The organism is Aeromonas genomosp. paramedia, assembly GCF_023093515.1.
Lineage (GTDB): Bacteria > Pseudomonadota > Gammaproteobacteria > Enterobacterales > Aeromonadaceae > Aeromonas.
In genome coordinates this window covers 38730-53508 of record NZ_JAAROG010000001.1, presented here as the reverse complement: position 1 = coordinate 53508, position 14779 = coordinate 38730, and the positions used below count along the sequence as shown (strand labels likewise).

Below are 14779 nucleotides of genomic sequence, written 5' to 3'. Positions count from 1 at the left end.
GGGCGTCCTTAGGCTCTGCCAAGCACTTGCTTGAGACCGCTCACCACCTGGGTGATGGGGGTCTCTTCATGGATGCCCTGCTGCAGGAAGCTGGCGATGGCGGGATAGCGCTGCACGGCTTCGTCCATCTGGGGATCGGCGCCGGGCTGATAGCCGCCAAGGGGCAGCAGCTCGCGCACCTGCTGATAACGCCCCCACAGCTGGCGCAGGTTCACCGCCAGCCCCTGCCACTCCTGGGGCACCACCTGCGGCATGACCCGGCTCACCGAGGCGCCGATATCGATGGCCGGGTAGTGCCCCTCCTCCGCCAGCCGCCGCGTCAGCACTATGTGTCCATCGAGAATGGCTCTGGCGGCATCCACCACGGGATCCTGCTGATCATCCCCCTCCGCCAGCACTGTGTAGAAGGCGCTCAGGCTGCCGTCGGTACGGGTGCCGTTGCCCGCCCGCTCCACCAGCTGGGTCAGCATGCTGAACACCGAGGGCGGATAGCCACGGGTGGCGGGGGGCTCTCCGATCGCCAGGGCTATCTCCCGCTGGGCCTGGGCGTAGCGGGTCAGGGAGTCCATCAGCAGCAGCACGTCCTGGCCCTGCTCACGGAAATACTCGGCGATGCGGTGGCACAGCTGGGCGGCTCGCAGGCGCATCAGGGGGGATTGGTCCGCCGGGGCCGCGATCACCACGGCGCGGGCCAGCCCCTCTGTTCCCAGGCTGTGTTCGATGAACTCCCGCACCTCACGGCCCCGCTCGCCGATGAGCCCCACCACCACTATCTGGGCGCTGGTATTGCGGGTCATCATGCCGAGCAGCATGCTCTTGCCCACCCCCGAGCCGGCAAACAGCCCCAGTCGCTGGCCCTTGCCGACCGTCAGCAGGCCGTTGATGGCGCGGATGCCCACATCCAGGGGTTCGCGCACCGGGGTGCGCAGCAGGGGGTTGGGGGGGGAAGAGAACAGGGGAACCCGCTCTCCTTCCTCTGACAGCGGACGACCGTCCAGGGGATGCAGCAGACCGTCCAGCACCCGGCCGAGCAAGTGCTCGCCGACCACTATGGTCTCCTCCCCGTCGATGGGCAGCACCCGGGCACCGGCATAGAGGCCGCTCATGGGTTGCAGGGGCATCAGATAGGATATGTCGCGGTTGAAGCCGACCACCTCGGCCAGCAGGGCGTCACCCGTTGCCGTTTCCACCCGGCAGCGCTGCCCCATCACCAACTGGCAGCCCACCACTTCCAGGGTCAGCCCGGTGACGCGCACCAGGCGGCCATAACGACGAAAGCCCGGGATCTCGTCCAGGCTGTCCAGCGCCGAGGTCAGCGCCTGCTGCAATGCCTCATGCATCCCGAGGCAGTTCCAGGGTCTGGTTGAGCTGCTCGATGCAACGACCGAGCCGCTCCCCCGTGTTGATCTCTATCACCGCGGCCCGGGTCTCGATCCGGGCGTCACCGACCCCCAGGGCCCCATCCACCTGCAGTGGCCACTTCTCGCAGCGGGTCACCCCCTGCTCGGCCAGCCGCTGTCTGTCCCCCTCATTGAGGTAGATCACCAGATCTTCCGACTCGCTCGGCAGGGTCGCCATGGCCTGTTCGACCTGCTGGAGCACCTGTTGCGGGTTGAGGGTGAACTCGGCCTGGATCACCCGCTTGGCCACCTGGGCGACCAGCTGGGCGATCAACGCCTTCTGCTCCAGCATCCGGGCCCGGGTCAGGGACTCCCACTGCAATTGCAGCTTGGCAAAGGGGACCATGGCCTGATCGAACGAGGCTCGTCCCTCGGCCAGCCCCTGGGCCAGGCCACGCACCTGTCCCTGTTGCAGGCCCTTGGCCTCCCCCTCAATCAGGCCGCTGGTCAGCCCCTGCTGGTAGCCGGCCTGATACCCTTCGGCCTGCCCCTGCTCCAGCCCCTGCTGATAGCCGTATTCGAACTCTTCCTGCTGGCTCCTGGCCTCTTCCCCGCTCTGTCCCAGTGCCGGGAAACGGTAGAGACGGGTGGCACCGGCCGCCAGTCTGCGAACATGCTGACTCATGCCTGTCTCCTGTTAGCTGACGGTGGCTTCTTCGAACAGCTGGAACTCGATCTCGCCCTGCTCCACCAGTTCCCGCACCAGTTGCATCACCTCTTCTCTGGCCTGCTCCACCTTGCGCAGGGAGACGCTGCCCTGATCCTGGATCTGGGCTTCCAGTGCCTGCGCCATCCGCTTCGGCATGGCCCCCAGCACCACCTTGCGAAAACCGGCGTCGGTATTCTTCAGGGCCAGCGCCAGCAGCTCCGCCGGCAGCTCCTGCACCAGACGCTGCAGGGTGTCGTCGCTCTGGCGACGCAGGGCCATGAAGTCGAACATGTTCTTCTCGATCTCGAGGGCCATGTCTCCGTCGTGTTCCCGCAACAGGGAGAGCATCTGCTCCTTGTCTCCCTGATAGCGGTTGAGGATGTCGGCCACCTGGCGCACCCCGTTCACCTTGGCGCCGGACTGGTCGGCCACATAGGCGAGACAGCGATCCAGGGTCAGCCTCAACTCGGCCAGCACATGCTCGCTGACCGAGCTGAGGCTGGCGACCCGCACCAGCAGATCGTCATGAACCGACCCCGGCAGGGCATCGAGCACCGCCGAGGCGGTCTGGGGCGGCAGGAAGGCGAGCAGCACGGCCTGCATCTGGGGGTGTTCGTTGCGAAAGAAGCGGGCCAAGACATCCGCGGGCACCCATTGCAGGCGCTGGATGTCCTGGCTCATCGCATCCCCGTAGAGGCTGTCGAGCAGGCTGCGGGAGAGGCGCTGACCCAGCGCCAGATCCAGGGTCTGCTCCAGGTACTCACGAGATGCGCTGCCGATGCCGCTCTGCTCGCGATACTGGTTGAAGAACTGCTGCAGGGTCCACTTTGCCTCTATCGAGCTCACGCCGGAGAGGCCCGCCATCTTGGAGATGAGGCGCTGCACCTCGTCCCGCGACAGCTTCTGCATGACCTTGGCGGCCGCCTCTGTGCCCATGCTCAGCAGCAGGATGGCGGCCTTCTCGAGGTTGTCGATGTCGATGTCGACCGCGCTCTGGTTCAGATTACCGTTGTTCATTGCCACTCACCCATTGTCTGACCACTTCCGCCACCCGGGCAGTGTCTTTATCCACCAGCAGTTGCAGGTGCTTGAGCTGTACCTCCAGCTCGGAGCCAGGCTCCGGCAGCGCCTCCAGATCCAGCGAGGAGAACTGGGGCTCCAGCTTGTATTCCGCCTGCTGCAGATTCTTGCCAACCGCGGTGCCATCAGCCTCGTCATCCCCGTCACGACGCATGGAGAGGCCTATGGTCGGTTCCTGCTCTTCATCCTGCTCCTGTTCCGGCTCGGCATCAGGATATTGCTGGGTGCGCACCAGGTGCTTCACCAGGGGGCGAATGCCGAAGAACACCAGGGTCAGCCCCAGCAGACCACCCACCAGGTAGCGCAGGGAGTCTTGCCAGTAAGGGGTCTCCAGCCAGCTCGACTCAGGTGGCGTCACCGGCACGGCGCCGGTGAAGTCGAACACCTGCAGGCTGATCTGATCGCCGCGCACGCCGTCAAAGCCGACGGAGCGCTCCACCATCTGGCGGATCTGCTCCAGCTGCTCGGCGCTCCAGCCCCCCTTGGGGCTGCTCTGCTGATTGAGCAAGATGGATACGTTCATCCGCTCCAGCCGTCCCTGCTGATAGCGGGTATGCACTATGGTGCGGCTGTTCTCGTACTGCTTGCTGACCTCCTGCCGTTCGGTACGAGTGTCGTTCTTGGCTGGCTCCGGCGTCGCCGCATTTCCCTCGGCAGCCGCTTCTGTCTGGGGCGCAGTCTCGGGAGGACGGTTGGACAGGGCCCCCGGGATGCCGAGCGCCAGGGCATCTATGGTCTTGTCGGACTTGTTGGACTCCTTGGTCACCACACCATTGGGATCCAGCTGCTGCTGGGTCTCTTCCACCGCGTTGAAGTTGACGTCAGCGGCGATCTGGACCCGGAAGTTGCCGGTGCCCAGCATGGGATGGAGCATGTCGCTGGCACGCTGGCGGATGTACTGCTCAAGCTTGCGCACGTACTCCATCTGCTGGACGCTCTGCTTGCCGAATCCCGCCTTGTCGCCGAGCTCGGCACTCAGCAATTGGCCCGCCTGATCCACTATGGTCACGGCACCGGGCTTCATGCCCGAGATGCTGCCTGCCACCAGGTTGGCGATGGCCTCGACCTGACCCGGCTCCATGGACTGGCCGGGTTGCAGATCCAGCATCACGGAGGCGCTGGGTTTCTCTTCGTCACGGCCGACAAACAGGGTCCGCTTGGGGATGGCCAGATGCACCCGGGCACTGCGCACCGCATCCAGCGAGATGATGGTTCTGGCCAGCTCCCCTTCCAGGGCATGGCGGTAGCGCGCCCCTTCCATGAACTCGCTGGTGCCAAGACCGGTGACTGTGTCCAGCCCCTCGAGGCCGGCCGGCATGGCCGCCCTGACCCCGCGCGCCGCCAGCGCCATGCGCACGTGGGCGAGCTGGCTCTCCGGCACCAGGATCTGGCCCGAGCTTTTTTCCAGCCGGAAAGGCACCTGCTCCTTCTCCAGCATCTCCATGATGTTGGCGGTGTCGTAGAGCTCCTGCTTGCCGTAGAGGGGCACATAGTTCTTGCTGGAGGTCCAGAGGATCACCACTATGGTGCCCGCCACTATGGCGGCAAGCAGCGCTATGGTCAGGATGGATTTGTTGTCCCGGGACAGGGTGCGCCAGTTGCGCATCCCTTCCTGTACCCGGGCGATCAGGGAGCCCGACGCCCCCGGCGAGGATGATACCAATTCAGTCATGACCTACCCTCAGAGCGGCATGCGCATGATGTCATCGAAGCCTGTCATCAGTTTGTTGCGCACCTGCATCAGGGCGGAAAAACTGAGACCTGCCTTCTGGCTGGCCACCATGGCCCCCACCAGATCGTCGCTCTGACCCGCGTCGACGGCGGTCATCAGTCTGGACGCGACATTCTGCTGTTCGTTGACCCGGCCGACGACGTCACGCATGGCGTCGCTGAACGAGACAGCCGAGGCGTCGTTAGGCTCGATGGAAGGGGTGTGACTGGCGACGCGCTGCATTTCCTGCATCTGCTGCAGGAGCGTCACCTGTGATGACATGATCTCAATCTTCACTCGGTTATCCCTTAGTTTTGAATCTGCTGCTCGACATCGATGCCCTGCTCGCGCATGGCAGCCAGCTTGTATCTAAGTGCCCGGGTCGTCATCCCAAGGGCTTCGGCCGTACGAGTCCGGTGACCACGAAAACGGCGCAACGTCTCCAGGACGAATTGAAATTCGGCATGCCGTTTGGTCTCGCTGAGCCCCTCCGGGGCCGCAAGCGTCTGCGGTAACAGGTTGTCGGCTTCGACGGCATAATGGGGCAGCATCAAATCGACCGCCTGAATATGCAATCCGCGAGCCATAATTAGTGCCCGCTGGATCACGTTGTCCAGTTCGCGCACATTGCCCGGCCAGTCATAGGAGAGCAGCTGCTTGCAGGCGCTCTCGCTGAGGCGATACCCCTGCTGGGCGGCGTAGCGCTCGATGAAGTACTCCGCCAGCGGCAGTATGTCGTCCGGCCGCTCCCGCAGGGCGGGCCAGCTCATGGGCAGCACATCGAGCCGGTAGAAGAGGTCCTCGCGAAACTCCCCCTGCAACACCAACTCCCTGAGGTCTCTGTTGCTGGCGGCGATGATCCGCACATCCAGCGCAATCACCTGATGGCTGCCCAGCCGCTCGACCTCTTTCTCCTGCAGCACCCGCAGCAGCTTGGCCTGCAATGCCAGCGGCAGTTCGGAGATCTCGTCGAGCAACAGGGTGCCCCCCTGGGCCAGCTCGAACTTGCCCTGCTGGCTGGCGGTCGCGCCGGTAAAGGCCCCCTTGCTGTGTCCGAACAGGATGGATTCGAGCATGGCTTCGGGGATGGCAGCACAGTTGATGGCCACGAAGGGCTTGCCCGCCCGGCTGGACATCTCGTGGATGTAGCGGGCCAGCCGCTCCTTGCCCGTCCCCGACTCGCCGCCGATGAGGATGGTGGCCGAGGTCTTGGCAGCCCGCCTGGCGAGCTGCAAGACCTGCAGGCTCAGGGGCGAGGTGGCGATCAGGTTGGGAATGGCCTGACGCAGGCGCAGGGCTCCCCTCACCACATCGAGGATCTGGCGCTGGCTGAAAGGCTTGATGATGTAGTCGATGGCGCCGGCCCGCATGGCCTCCGCCGCCAGATAGGCCTGGTGCTCATTGACCAGGATGACGCAGTCGGTACCCGCCAGCTCCTGCACCATTGAGGGTCCGGCCTCGGTCATGACCGCCATGTCGAGCAGCACGAGATCCGCTGAATGGTGAGAGAGAAATTGTTTGGCCAGCGGGACAGAATTCAGGCAAGAAACGCGATAGCCTGCCTTCAACAATATTCCCTCAACATCGTCTCCATTTGATAACGAAGAGGAAACTAATAATAAATGAGCATGAGATTCAATACCGACGGGTATTGAATTTTCCTTGATAGATAAATCAGAAAACATATTAACCCGAACCTGTGATTGCACATGAATCAATCAACAGAACTGACGCTCAAAAAATAAAAACGCACCAGGACGGGGCAGCACTTCTTATTGAGCACTTACCCTATATCGGTATGAAAACAAGGCTGGAATCATGGCCTTGGTAACCCCGCTATCATTAGCATCAATGCTGTTAGACCGGAGGCTTTGCGTCCTGACTTTTCAGTTCAGTTTGCCTTTATCATGCGACGACCCGTATTAGGATGGCATGGCTTGGTTGTCCTTAAGCCATGTGACACATCTGACTGTTTCTATTTTATTTTTTCACTGTCAGTCTGTGTCGCGTCAAAAGCCGTCACATCATAACGGCTTTATATGACAATTCAAGCAGATGTGCGGAATAGTCTCTTCCTGCCGGCATATGGGCGTGGCAATTCCACTTCAGCCCAGGGTGCCAATTACCTCGACCCGCAAATCTTCCGGGATCTCGTTATAAGAGAGCACTTTGAGACCCTTTGAAAAGGATCGGGCATAGCGGGCGATCAACGGCCTGAGCTGGGGCATGACCACCAGCACGGGCGCATACCCCTGCTGCTGCAACTGCTCCTTCACCAGCGGCATGTTCTGCTGCAACTGCGCCAGCAATTGCGGGTCGACCGGGAAGCTGTCCAGCTGGATTTTTCCCTGCTGCTGGGACTGGTTCATTGCCGTCAGCAGAGTCTGCTCCAGCCGATCATCCAGGGTGAAGGCCGCCAGTATGTCGCGGGATCCGATCGCCTGCCTGACGATCTGGCGCTTTAGGGCGCAGCGCACGTCCGAGGCCAGCAGCACAGGGTCCTTGGTCAGCTCGCTCGCATCCAGCAAGGTGGTGGCTATGGTGCGGATATCGGTGAGGCTGATCTGCTCCTTGAGCAACTGACGGAAGACCCGCAGTTGCTGCATCTGGGTCAGGGCCAGATTGAGCTCTTCCGCCAGGCGGGGCGACTGGGTGGCCAGATACTGGCCCAGCTTGCCCACCTCGTCATGGCCGAAGAGCCCATCGAGCTGCTCCCTGAGCAGCTTGCTGGCATGGGTGGCGATGACGGTGGCGGAGTCCACCACGGAGTAACCCAGGTTGAGCGCCTTGGCCTTGTTGTCCGGCGAGATCCAGACCGCGTTCATGCCATAGGCCGGATCCTGGGTCAGCTCGCCGTCCAGGGCCCCATAGGTCTCCCCGCTGCTGATGGCCATCAGCCGCTGGCAATCCACATTCCCCGTGGCCAGGGCGATGCCCGACAGCTTGATGCGATACTGGTCCGGTTGCAGTTGCAGGTTGTCCCGTACCCGGATCTCGGGCAGCAGGAAGCCATACTGCTCGGACAGGGTCTTGCGAATGCCGCGCACCCGGGCGAGCAGCTCGGCCCCCTTGTTTGCCTCGGCCAGCGGCACCAGCCGATAGCCCAGCTCGATGGCGACTGCATCCACCGGCGGCAGATCCTGCCAGTCCAGCCCCTGCGGCTCCGGCTGCACCATCTGCCTCGTCAGCTCCTCGGCCGCATCCAGGGCAGGGTCCTTTGCCCGGCGCTGGCTGACGCTCCAGCCGGTCCAGGCCAGCACGGCGGCAAAGCTGAGGAAGGCCAGCATGGGCATGCCGGGCACCAGGCCCAGGATCAGCATGATGGTCGCCGCCGTATAGATGACCCGGGGGGAAGCCAGGATCTGCTGGCCGACCTGATCCGACATCTCTCCCTCGTCACTCACGCGAGTGACTATGATGGCCGCCGCGGTGGACATCAGCAGTGAGGGGATCTGGGCGACCAGACCATCACCTATGGTAAGCAGGGCATAGATGCGGAAGGCATCGGAAACCGGCAGCGAGTGCTGGAAGATACCTATGGCGAGACCACCCACCAGGTTGATGATCAGCACCAGCAGGCCGGCGATGGCATCGCCACGGACAAACTTGGAGGCCCCATCCATGGCGCCGTAGAAGTCCGCTTCCCTGGCGATCTCTTCCCGCCTTGCACGGGCCTGGTGCTGATCCAGGGTCCCGGCGTTGAGATCGGCATCTATGGCCATCTGCTTGCCCGGCATGGCATCCAGGGTGAAGCGGGCGGAGACTTCGGAGATCCGCTCCCCCCCCTTGGTGATCACCACGAAGTTGATGATCATCAGGATCACGAACACCACCAGACCCACCACGTAGTTGCCACCGATCACCACTTCCCCGAAGGCCTGGATGACCTTGCCGGCGGCCTCGTTGCCCTCATGACCATGGAGCAGCACCACCCGGGTGGAGGCGACGTTGAGGGACAACCGCATCAGGGTGGCCACCAGCAGCACGGTCGGGAACACGGAGAAATCGAGGGGGCGGCGGGCCGAGACAGAGACCAGCAGCACCAGCACCGCCAGCACTATGTTGAAGGTGAACAGGGCATCCAGCAGCCAACCGGGCAGAGGCAGTATCATCATCGCCAGGATGGCCAGCAGCATCATGGGGATAGCTGTATAGGATTGGGTCAATACACGCCAGTTCACAACTTACCTCTCAGGTTGACGTAACTCGGGCGGCACATGCAGAGGGGCAAGGGGATTGGGTTTTCTGCCCTTGCCTGCCTCATAGGCCCGTAACTGCAATACGTGGTTCAATACATAGGCGACCGCTGTGTAGAGGCCTGCCGGCACTTCCTGATCCACCCGGGTGGAGTAGTAGATGGCCCGGGTCAGCTCCGGCAGGCTCATCACCATCTTGTCGTGCTGCCTGGCGACATCGCGGATCCGCTCCGCCATGCCGTCTATGCCCTTGGCAATCACATAGGGGGCGTTGGCCCGCGCGGGATCATACTTGATGGCGACCGCGTAATGGGTCGGGTTCACTATGATCACGTCTGCCTGGGGCACCCGCTGTTCGATGCGCGCCCTGGCCAGCATGCCCTGCACCTGGCGGATCCTGGCCTTGATCTCGGGGCGCCCCTCGCTGTTCTTGTGCTCGTCCTTGACCTCCTGCTTGGTCATCTTCAACTGCTTGTTCAAAGACCAGCGCTGATAGGGGACATCCAGCACGGCGATCAGCATCTGCACGCTGCCTAGCAAGATAAATGCCTGAGAGAGGATGCGCAGCGCCTGTTCCATGGCTGCCTGGGGCGGCATGCGGTTCATCATCATCAGCAGGGGCCACTGGTGCTGGAGCATCAGGGCCAGGGTGCCGCCGATCAGCACCACCTTGAGAAGGGATTTCAGCAGCTCCATCAGGCTGTGGGTCGAGAACATCCGCTTGAGCCCCTTGAGCGGGTTGAGCTTCTCCCCGCTTGGCATCAGCTTCTTCCAGACCAGCACCATGCCACCCGGCACTATGCTGAGCAGGACCAGCAACAGGGCGAGCAGGCCGAACAGCGGCAGCAGGACCCACAACATGCCGATCAGCGCATCTGCGGTCCACTGGATCATCATCTGCGGATCCCGCGCCCCCTGCCAGTTGAAGCGCTGGGGTTGCTTCATCAGCTCGGCAAAGAAAAGGCCGAAGCTCGGTACCATCCACTGCATGGCCAGCCCGCCTATCAGCAGCAGGCCGGCGGAACTCAGCTCCTTGGAACGCGCTATCTGCCCCTCTTCCCGCGCCTTGCGCCGTTTCTGGGTGGAGGCCTCTTCGGTTTTGTCCTGGGCGCTGCTCTGACTCATGCCGGCGTCAATGCCCTGAGCTGGGCCAGCACATGGGCGACCAGATCCAGATACCGGGCCGGGACGCCGCTGATGGAGATGGCCATGGTGAGCAACCCCAGCAGCAACGTCATGGGGAAGCCCAGGGAGAAAATGTTCAGGGAGGGGGCCGTGCGATTGAGCACCCCGAAGGTGAGGTTGACCATCAGCATGGCCACTACGGCAGGCAGGGTCAGGATCAGGGCCGCCCCTATGCTCCAGCCGAACAGGCCGATGACCCCCTTCAGGTCCAGCGCGTAGAGGGAGGCGCCCGGTGGCCAGCTGCGCAGGCTCTGCACCAGCACCTCCAGGGTCACCAGATGACCGTTCAGGCCGAGGAACAGCAGCGAGCAGAAGATCAGCATGATCTGGCTGACGATGGGCGCCGTGTCCCCGTTGGAGGGATCATTCATCACCGCCATCGCCAGACCCATCTGCATGGAGAGGATCTGGCCCGCCATGGTCATCACCATGAACAGCATCTGGATGCAGAGCCCGAACAGCAGGCCGAACAGCAGCTGCTCCAGAGTCAGCACCATCATGCCGACGCTGAAGGGATCCAGTGCCGGCATGCCTTTGAGCATGGGGGCAATCAGCAGGCTGATGACGAAGGCCAGAAAGATGCGAACCTGGGCCGGGATGCGACCATCACCAAACACCGGCATCACCCAGAAGGCTGCCGCGATACGAATGAAGGGCCACCACCACTGTCCCAGCCAGGCGGTCAGCTCGGCCGCACTGAGCGACAGCAGGGAGTTCATCCGATGAGCCCGGGGATCTTCTGGAACAGGTCGGAAAACAGGGTGGTGATCTGCGACAGCAGCCAGTTGCCCGTGAAGATCAGCGTCAACAGGGTCACGATGAAACGGGGCAGGAAGCTGAGGGTCTGCTCCTGGATCTGAGTCGCGGCCTGGAAGATGCTGACCACCAGACCGACGATGAGCCCCGGCACGATCAGCACCGAGACCATGATGACCACCAGATTCACGGCCCCACCCACCAGGGCCACACTCTGCTCGGGGGTCACGTCAGCCTCCCCCGCCGAAACTCGCGGCCAGGGTACCGACCGTCATGGACCAGCCATCCACCAGCACGAACACCATCAGCTTGAATGGCAGCGAGATGATGAGGGGCGAAAGCATCATCATCCCCATCGCCATCAGCACGCTGGCGACCACCAGGTCGATGACCAGGAAGGGAATGAACAGCATGAAACCTATCTGGAAGGCGGTGTTCAGCTCGCTCAATACGAAGGCGGGCAGCAGCACGCCGAAGGGCACCTCGCTCTTGGCGAGGGTGGTGGGCTCGCCGGAGATGCGCAGCATCTGCTCCAGATCCGGCTCCCGGGTCTGGGCCAGCATGAACTGCCGCAGGGGTTTCTCCGCCCGGGCCAGCCCCTCGGACAGGGTAATCTCGTTCTGGTCATAGGGCACGAAGGCGTGCTGGTACATCTCGGTCCAGACAGGTCTCATGATCACCAGGGTCAGGATCAGGCTGATGCCGATCAGCACCCGGTTGGGGGGGCTCTGCTGCAACCCCATGGCCTGACGCAGAATGGCCAGCACTATGATGATCCGGGTGAAGCTGGTCATCATCAGCAGCAGGGTCGGCAACAGACCCAGCAGGGTCATGAAGAAGAGGATCTGCAGCTTGATGCTGTAATCCTCGCCCCCGGTATCGCTGGGGGAGACAGAGAACAGCGTCATGTCCGCGCCCCAGCTCGGCAGCGCGAACAGCAGCAGGGCAACCAGCAGGTAACGCATCAGTCGTTCATGCCACCCAGCAGCTTGGTGTCGACCACGTCGACCAGGCGCAGGCCGTACTTGCCATTCACCACCACCACCTCGCCCCTGGCCAGCAGGCGGCCGTTGACCCGCACATCCAGCGGTTCGCCCGCCAGCTTGTCCAGCTCGATGACGGCCCCCTCTTCCACCTTCATCAGTTCCCCCAGCGCGACTTCGGTACTGGCCACTTCCAGCGTCACCTTGACCGGGATCTGATGGAAAAAGGAGAGATCCCGCTGCTTGCTGCTACTGGTGGGCGCCATGTAGTCGGCCGCACTCGGCATGCTGATATCATCACCAAACAGCTGATCCAGGCCATCCAGATCCAGCGGGTCATTCATGTTGTGCTCGTTCACGATTCGACTACTCCTCTACCACAGTCGCAACCTGATACACCAGGCTGCCTTTATGTTCAGCAATGCGTCCATTAAAACAGGGGCGGTTGCCGATCAGGGCCGGCACCACCTCGGGCAAATCCAGGGAGAGCACATCCCCCACCTTGAGGCATTCCAGATCCGCCAGTGTCATGGACATCTGCCCCATGACCACCCGCAGTTGCACCGGCACCTGGATCAGGGCCTGCTCCAGTTGCGCCTTCTGCACGGGATGACCGGCGCCTATGCTGAGGGCCTCCTCGGGAGGCGCCAGCCAGAACTGCCAGTCATGGGTGCTGCCACCGGCCAGCATGCGGGCCTCTGTCACCCAGAGCCTGGTTGCCGGCACTGCATCCCGGGTGATCAGGGTCAGCTGCCAGGCGAGGTCTCCCTGACCGAGGCAGGCAGACCAGATGTCGATCTGGTACTGGCATAGCCGCAGCAGCAATCGCTGCTCGGTATCGGTCAATCCCCTGCCATGGGCGGTCGCGGCCCCCTTGTGTTGCAGGGAGCCACCAAAGAACAACACGGCAAGCCGATAGATGACGGTGGGAGAGATGGAGAAATAGGCGACACGCTGGGCATCCAGCGGGGTACGCGCCTCGACCCAGATCAGGGTATCGTCGCGATCCTGGGGCAGGGCGGAGGAAAAATCCTGATAAGCCAGCTCGCAATCCGCCGCATTGAACAACTGGGCCATGCAGCCCGATGCCTGCTGCGAAAAAGAGCCTAGCTGGGCATTGAGCTGCTTGAGCCGCGCCTGATTGGCACGCTCGACGCCCAGCAGATCATAATGGGGAAGGGTTTTGCCCCGCTGCGCACAGAGCAACCGGGAAGGTGTGAGCATTACGCCGCTTGATGACATTACAAATCCACCTTTGCCATTTTCATCTCGCCCTACTGCCATTTAGAGACACTCATCAGGCCAGCCGCGTGATCGATACCAATAGTCCAGCCGACATAGAGCGACCGAAACGGGCGAGAACTTTATTACAAAACCCCAAAAGGCGCCACGCGGCCGGATGACCAGCCGAAAATAAAAATCCCGGCACCAGAGGTGCCGGGATTTTAAGGTAATCACTTACCAGAAATAGGTCGGAGTCGGCCTGTAAGCCGGGTTCTGTACCGGGTTGCCCCGGGTAGCAATCATTCCTCTAGGCCAGCAATCGCTCACTGGCTCAAGCAACCTACCCGCCCCCAACGCGGGCCGCGCCAATAGGGGCCTATTTGGTCTTGCTTCGGGTGGAGTTTACCGTGCCACGAACTGTTGCCAGTCGCGCGGTGCGCTCTTACCGCACCCTTTCACCCTTACCTGATCCCTTGCGGGCCATCGGCGGTTTGCTCTCTGTTGCACTGGTCGTAGGCTCGCGCCTCCCAGGCGTTACCTGGCACCCTGCCCTATGAAGCCCGGACTTTCCTCCCCTCCGCCCGTCTGTCCCGAGGGACACAACGACGAAGCAGCGATTGCCCAGCCGACTCCGAGGCGCGGATTATAGCCTCGTGACACAGTGGGGTAAACCGGCAATTCCCCTTTACGGCAATTAATAGTGCTCGAGGCCGTACTTGTAGAGGGCATTCTTCTTCACGCCGTGGATCTCGGCGGTGAGGGCGGCCGCTTTTTTCAGCGGCAGCTCCGCCACCAGTAGCCCCAAAGTGCGGATAGCCTCGGCAGGCAGCTCTTCATCCACCTTGCTGGCACCGGCGACCACCAGCACGATCTCGCCACGGCAGCGATTATCGTCTTCCCCAAGCCAGGTCAGCATCTCGGAGGCAGGCAGACCGTGGATGGATTCGAAGGTCTTGGTCAGCTCGCGGCACACCACCACCTGGCGTTCACCAAGAATGCGAGCGATGGCTTCCACCGTATCCTGCACCCGCCGCGGCGACTCGTAGAACACCAGGGAGCGGGTGTCTTCGATGACGGCCTGCAGCCGATCGTCGCGGCCCTTGGCTTTCGCCGGCAGAAATCCTTCGAAGGAAAAACGATCTGTGGGCAGACCGGCGGCAGAGAGTGCCGTGATGGCGGCGCAGGGGCCCGGCAGCGGCACCACCTTGACCCCGGCCTCGCGACAGCGGGTGACCAGGTGATAGCCGGGGTCGCTGATGAGCGGGGTGCCCGCATCCGAGACCAGGGCGACGCTCTTGCCCTCCTTGATCCGGCCGATCAGCACATCCGCCTTCTGCTGTTCGTTGTGATCGTGCAGGGCGAAGGTCGGCACCGAGATCTGGTAGTGGCTGAGCAGGATGCCGGAGTGCCGGGTATCTTCGGCGGCCACCAGATCGACGCTGCGTAAAATGTCCAATGCACGCTGGGTGATATCCGCCAGATTACCGATGGGAGTGGGGACTATATACAGGGTTGGGGTGTCACTCATGGGATCTCCGAGTGTCCCGACAATTGTGTCGCCATATTGGCCCGTTTACACTATGGAGAACTTCAAC

At 62.4% G+C, this 14779-nt stretch carries 14 protein-coding genes, 1 other RNA gene and 1 riboswitch; all 15 genes read right to left on the bottom strand.

The genetic code is table 11. The features are described 5' to 3' along the window. Positions 1–8: 8 nt before the first annotated feature. The 15 genes from lfiI to rsmI all read right to left on the bottom strand — a co-directional run bounded on the left by lfiI (position 9) and on the right by rsmI (position 14712). Positions 9–1340, bottom strand: coding sequence for a flagellar protein export ATPase FliI (lfiI, locus tag HB860_RS00310; RefSeq protein ID WP_247625391.1), 1332 nt, complete (start codon positions 1338–1340; stop codon positions 9–11). After that, positions 1333–2025 carry a FliH/SctL family protein gene (gene lfiH, locus HB860_RS00305; protein ID WP_247625390.1) on the bottom strand — a complete coding sequence of 231 codons (693 nt, stop codon included), beginning with the start codon at positions 2023–2025 and terminating at the stop codon, positions 1333–1335. Before lfiH ends, lfiI begins: the two co-directional genes overlap by 8 nt. Before the next feature lie 12 nt (positions 2026–2037). Then, positions 2038–3066: a lateral flagellar motor switch protein FliGL gene (gene fliGL, locus HB860_RS00300; RefSeq protein ID WP_139438861.1), complete on the bottom strand. Its 1029-nt coding sequence runs from the start codon at positions 3064–3066 to the stop codon at positions 2038–2040. Then, on the bottom strand, positions 3053–4792 hold the full coding sequence (gene fliFL / locus HB860_RS00295; protein WP_432612664.1) for a lateral flagellar M-ring protein FliFL: 1740 nt from the start codon (positions 4790–4792) through the stop codon (positions 3053–3055). Before fliFL ends, fliGL begins: the two co-directional genes overlap by 14 nt. Before the next feature lie 18 nt (positions 4793–4810). Next, complete coding sequence (gene lfiE, locus HB860_RS00290) at positions 4811–5137, bottom strand: lateral flagellar hook-basal body complex protein LfiE (protein ID WP_025328499.1); 327 nt, start codon at positions 5135–5137, stop codon at positions 4811–4813. Between the two features lie 11 nt (positions 5138–5148). Beyond that, positions 5149–6411 carry a lateral flagellar response regulator transcription factor LafK gene (gene lafK, locus HB860_RS00285; protein ID WP_282101134.1) on the bottom strand — a complete coding sequence of 421 codons (1263 nt, stop codon included), beginning with the start codon at positions 6409–6411 and terminating at the stop codon, positions 5149–5151. A 252-nt stretch (positions 6412–6663) separates the two neighbouring features. Further along, positions 6664–6751, bottom strand: a riboswitch (cyclic di-GMP riboswitch). A gap of 194 nt (positions 6752–6945) precedes the next feature. Further along, positions 6946–9021, bottom strand: coding sequence for a lateral flagellar biosynthesis protein LfhA (lfhA, locus tag HB860_RS00280; RefSeq protein ID WP_025328501.1), 2076 nt, complete (start codon positions 9019–9021; stop codon positions 6946–6948). A gap of 3 nt (positions 9022–9024) precedes the next feature. Continuing rightward, complete coding sequence (gene flhB, locus HB860_RS00275) at positions 9025–10161, bottom strand: flagellar biosynthesis protein FlhB (RefSeq protein WP_247625387.1); 1137 nt, start codon at positions 10159–10161, stop codon at positions 9025–9027. Beyond that, a complete protein-coding gene (lfiR, locus tag HB860_RS00270) occupies positions 10158–10940 on the bottom strand; it encodes a flagellar biosynthetic protein FliR (protein ID WP_247625386.1) in 783 nt (260 codons plus the stop codon). The genes flhB and lfiR overlap by 4 nt, the downstream gene beginning before the upstream one ends. Beyond that, positions 10937–11206 carry a flagellar biosynthesis protein FliQ gene (fliQ, locus tag HB860_RS00265; RefSeq protein ID WP_025328504.1) on the bottom strand — a complete coding sequence of 90 codons (270 nt, stop codon included), beginning with the start codon at positions 11204–11206 and terminating at the stop codon, positions 10937–10939. Before fliQ ends, lfiR begins: the two co-directional genes overlap by 4 nt. A gap of 1 nt (position 11207) precedes the next feature. After that, on the bottom strand, positions 11208–11942 hold the full coding sequence (gene fliP / locus HB860_RS00260; protein ID WP_247625385.1) for a flagellar type III secretion system pore protein FliP: 735 nt from the start codon (positions 11940–11942) through the stop codon (positions 11208–11210). Further along, the gene (gene lfiN / locus HB860_RS00255) at positions 11942–12319 is read right to left on the bottom strand and encodes a lateral flagellar motor switch protein LfiN (protein ID WP_025328506.1); all 378 of its coding nucleotides are present in this window, start codon (positions 12317–12319) and stop codon (positions 11942–11944) included. Before lfiN ends, fliP begins: the two co-directional genes overlap by 1 nt. A 7-nt stretch (positions 12320–12326) precedes the next feature. Then, positions 12327–13184: a lateral flagellar motor switch protein LfiM gene (gene lfiM / locus HB860_RS00250; protein WP_282101133.1), complete on the bottom strand. Its 858-nt coding sequence runs from the start codon at positions 13182–13184 to the stop codon at positions 12327–12329. Positions 13185–13430: 246 nt separating this feature from the next. Continuing rightward, positions 13431–13817: RNase P RNA component class A (rnpB, locus tag HB860_RS00245), an RNA gene on the bottom strand. A gap of 61 nt (positions 13818–13878) precedes the next feature. After that, positions 13879–14712 (bottom strand): 16S rRNA (cytidine(1402)-2'-O)-methyltransferase, encoded by an 834-nt coding sequence (gene rsmI, locus HB860_RS00240; protein WP_139438874.1) that lies wholly within the window; start codon positions 14710–14712, stop codon positions 13879–13881. Positions 14713–14779 lie beyond the last annotated feature (67 nt).

Excerpts from the sequence above, each read along its gene's own strand:
- lfiI (WP_247625391.1), bottom strand. The coding sequence starts at position 1,340 with ATGCATGAGGCATTGCAGCAGGCGCTGACCTCGGCGCTGGACAGCCTG.
- lfiH (WP_247625390.1), bottom strand. The coding sequence starts at position 2,025 with ATGAGTCAGCATGTTCGCAGACTGGCGGCCGGTGCCACCCGTCTCTAC.
- fliGL (WP_139438861.1), bottom strand. The coding sequence starts at position 3,066 with ATGAACAACGGTAATCTGAACCAGAGCGCGGTCGACATCGACATCGAC.
- flhB (WP_247625387.1), bottom strand. The coding sequence starts at position 10,161 with ATGAGTCAGAGCAGCGCCCAGGACAAAACCGAAGAGGCCTCCACCCAG.
- lfiR (WP_247625386.1), bottom strand. The coding sequence starts at position 10,940 with ATGAACTCCCTGCTGTCGCTCAGTGCGGCCGAGCTGACCGCCTGGCTG.
- fliP (WP_247625385.1), bottom strand. The coding sequence starts at position 11,942 with ATGCGTTACCTGCTGGTTGCCCTGCTGCTGTTCGCGCTGCCGAGCTGG.
- lfiM (WP_282101133.1), bottom strand. The coding sequence starts at position 13,184 with ATGCTCACACCTTCCCGGTTGCTCTGTGCGCAGCGGGGCAAAACCCTT.
- rsmI (WP_139438874.1), bottom strand. The coding sequence starts at position 14,712 with ATGAGTGACACCCCAACCCTGTATATAGTCCCCACTCCCATCGGTAAT.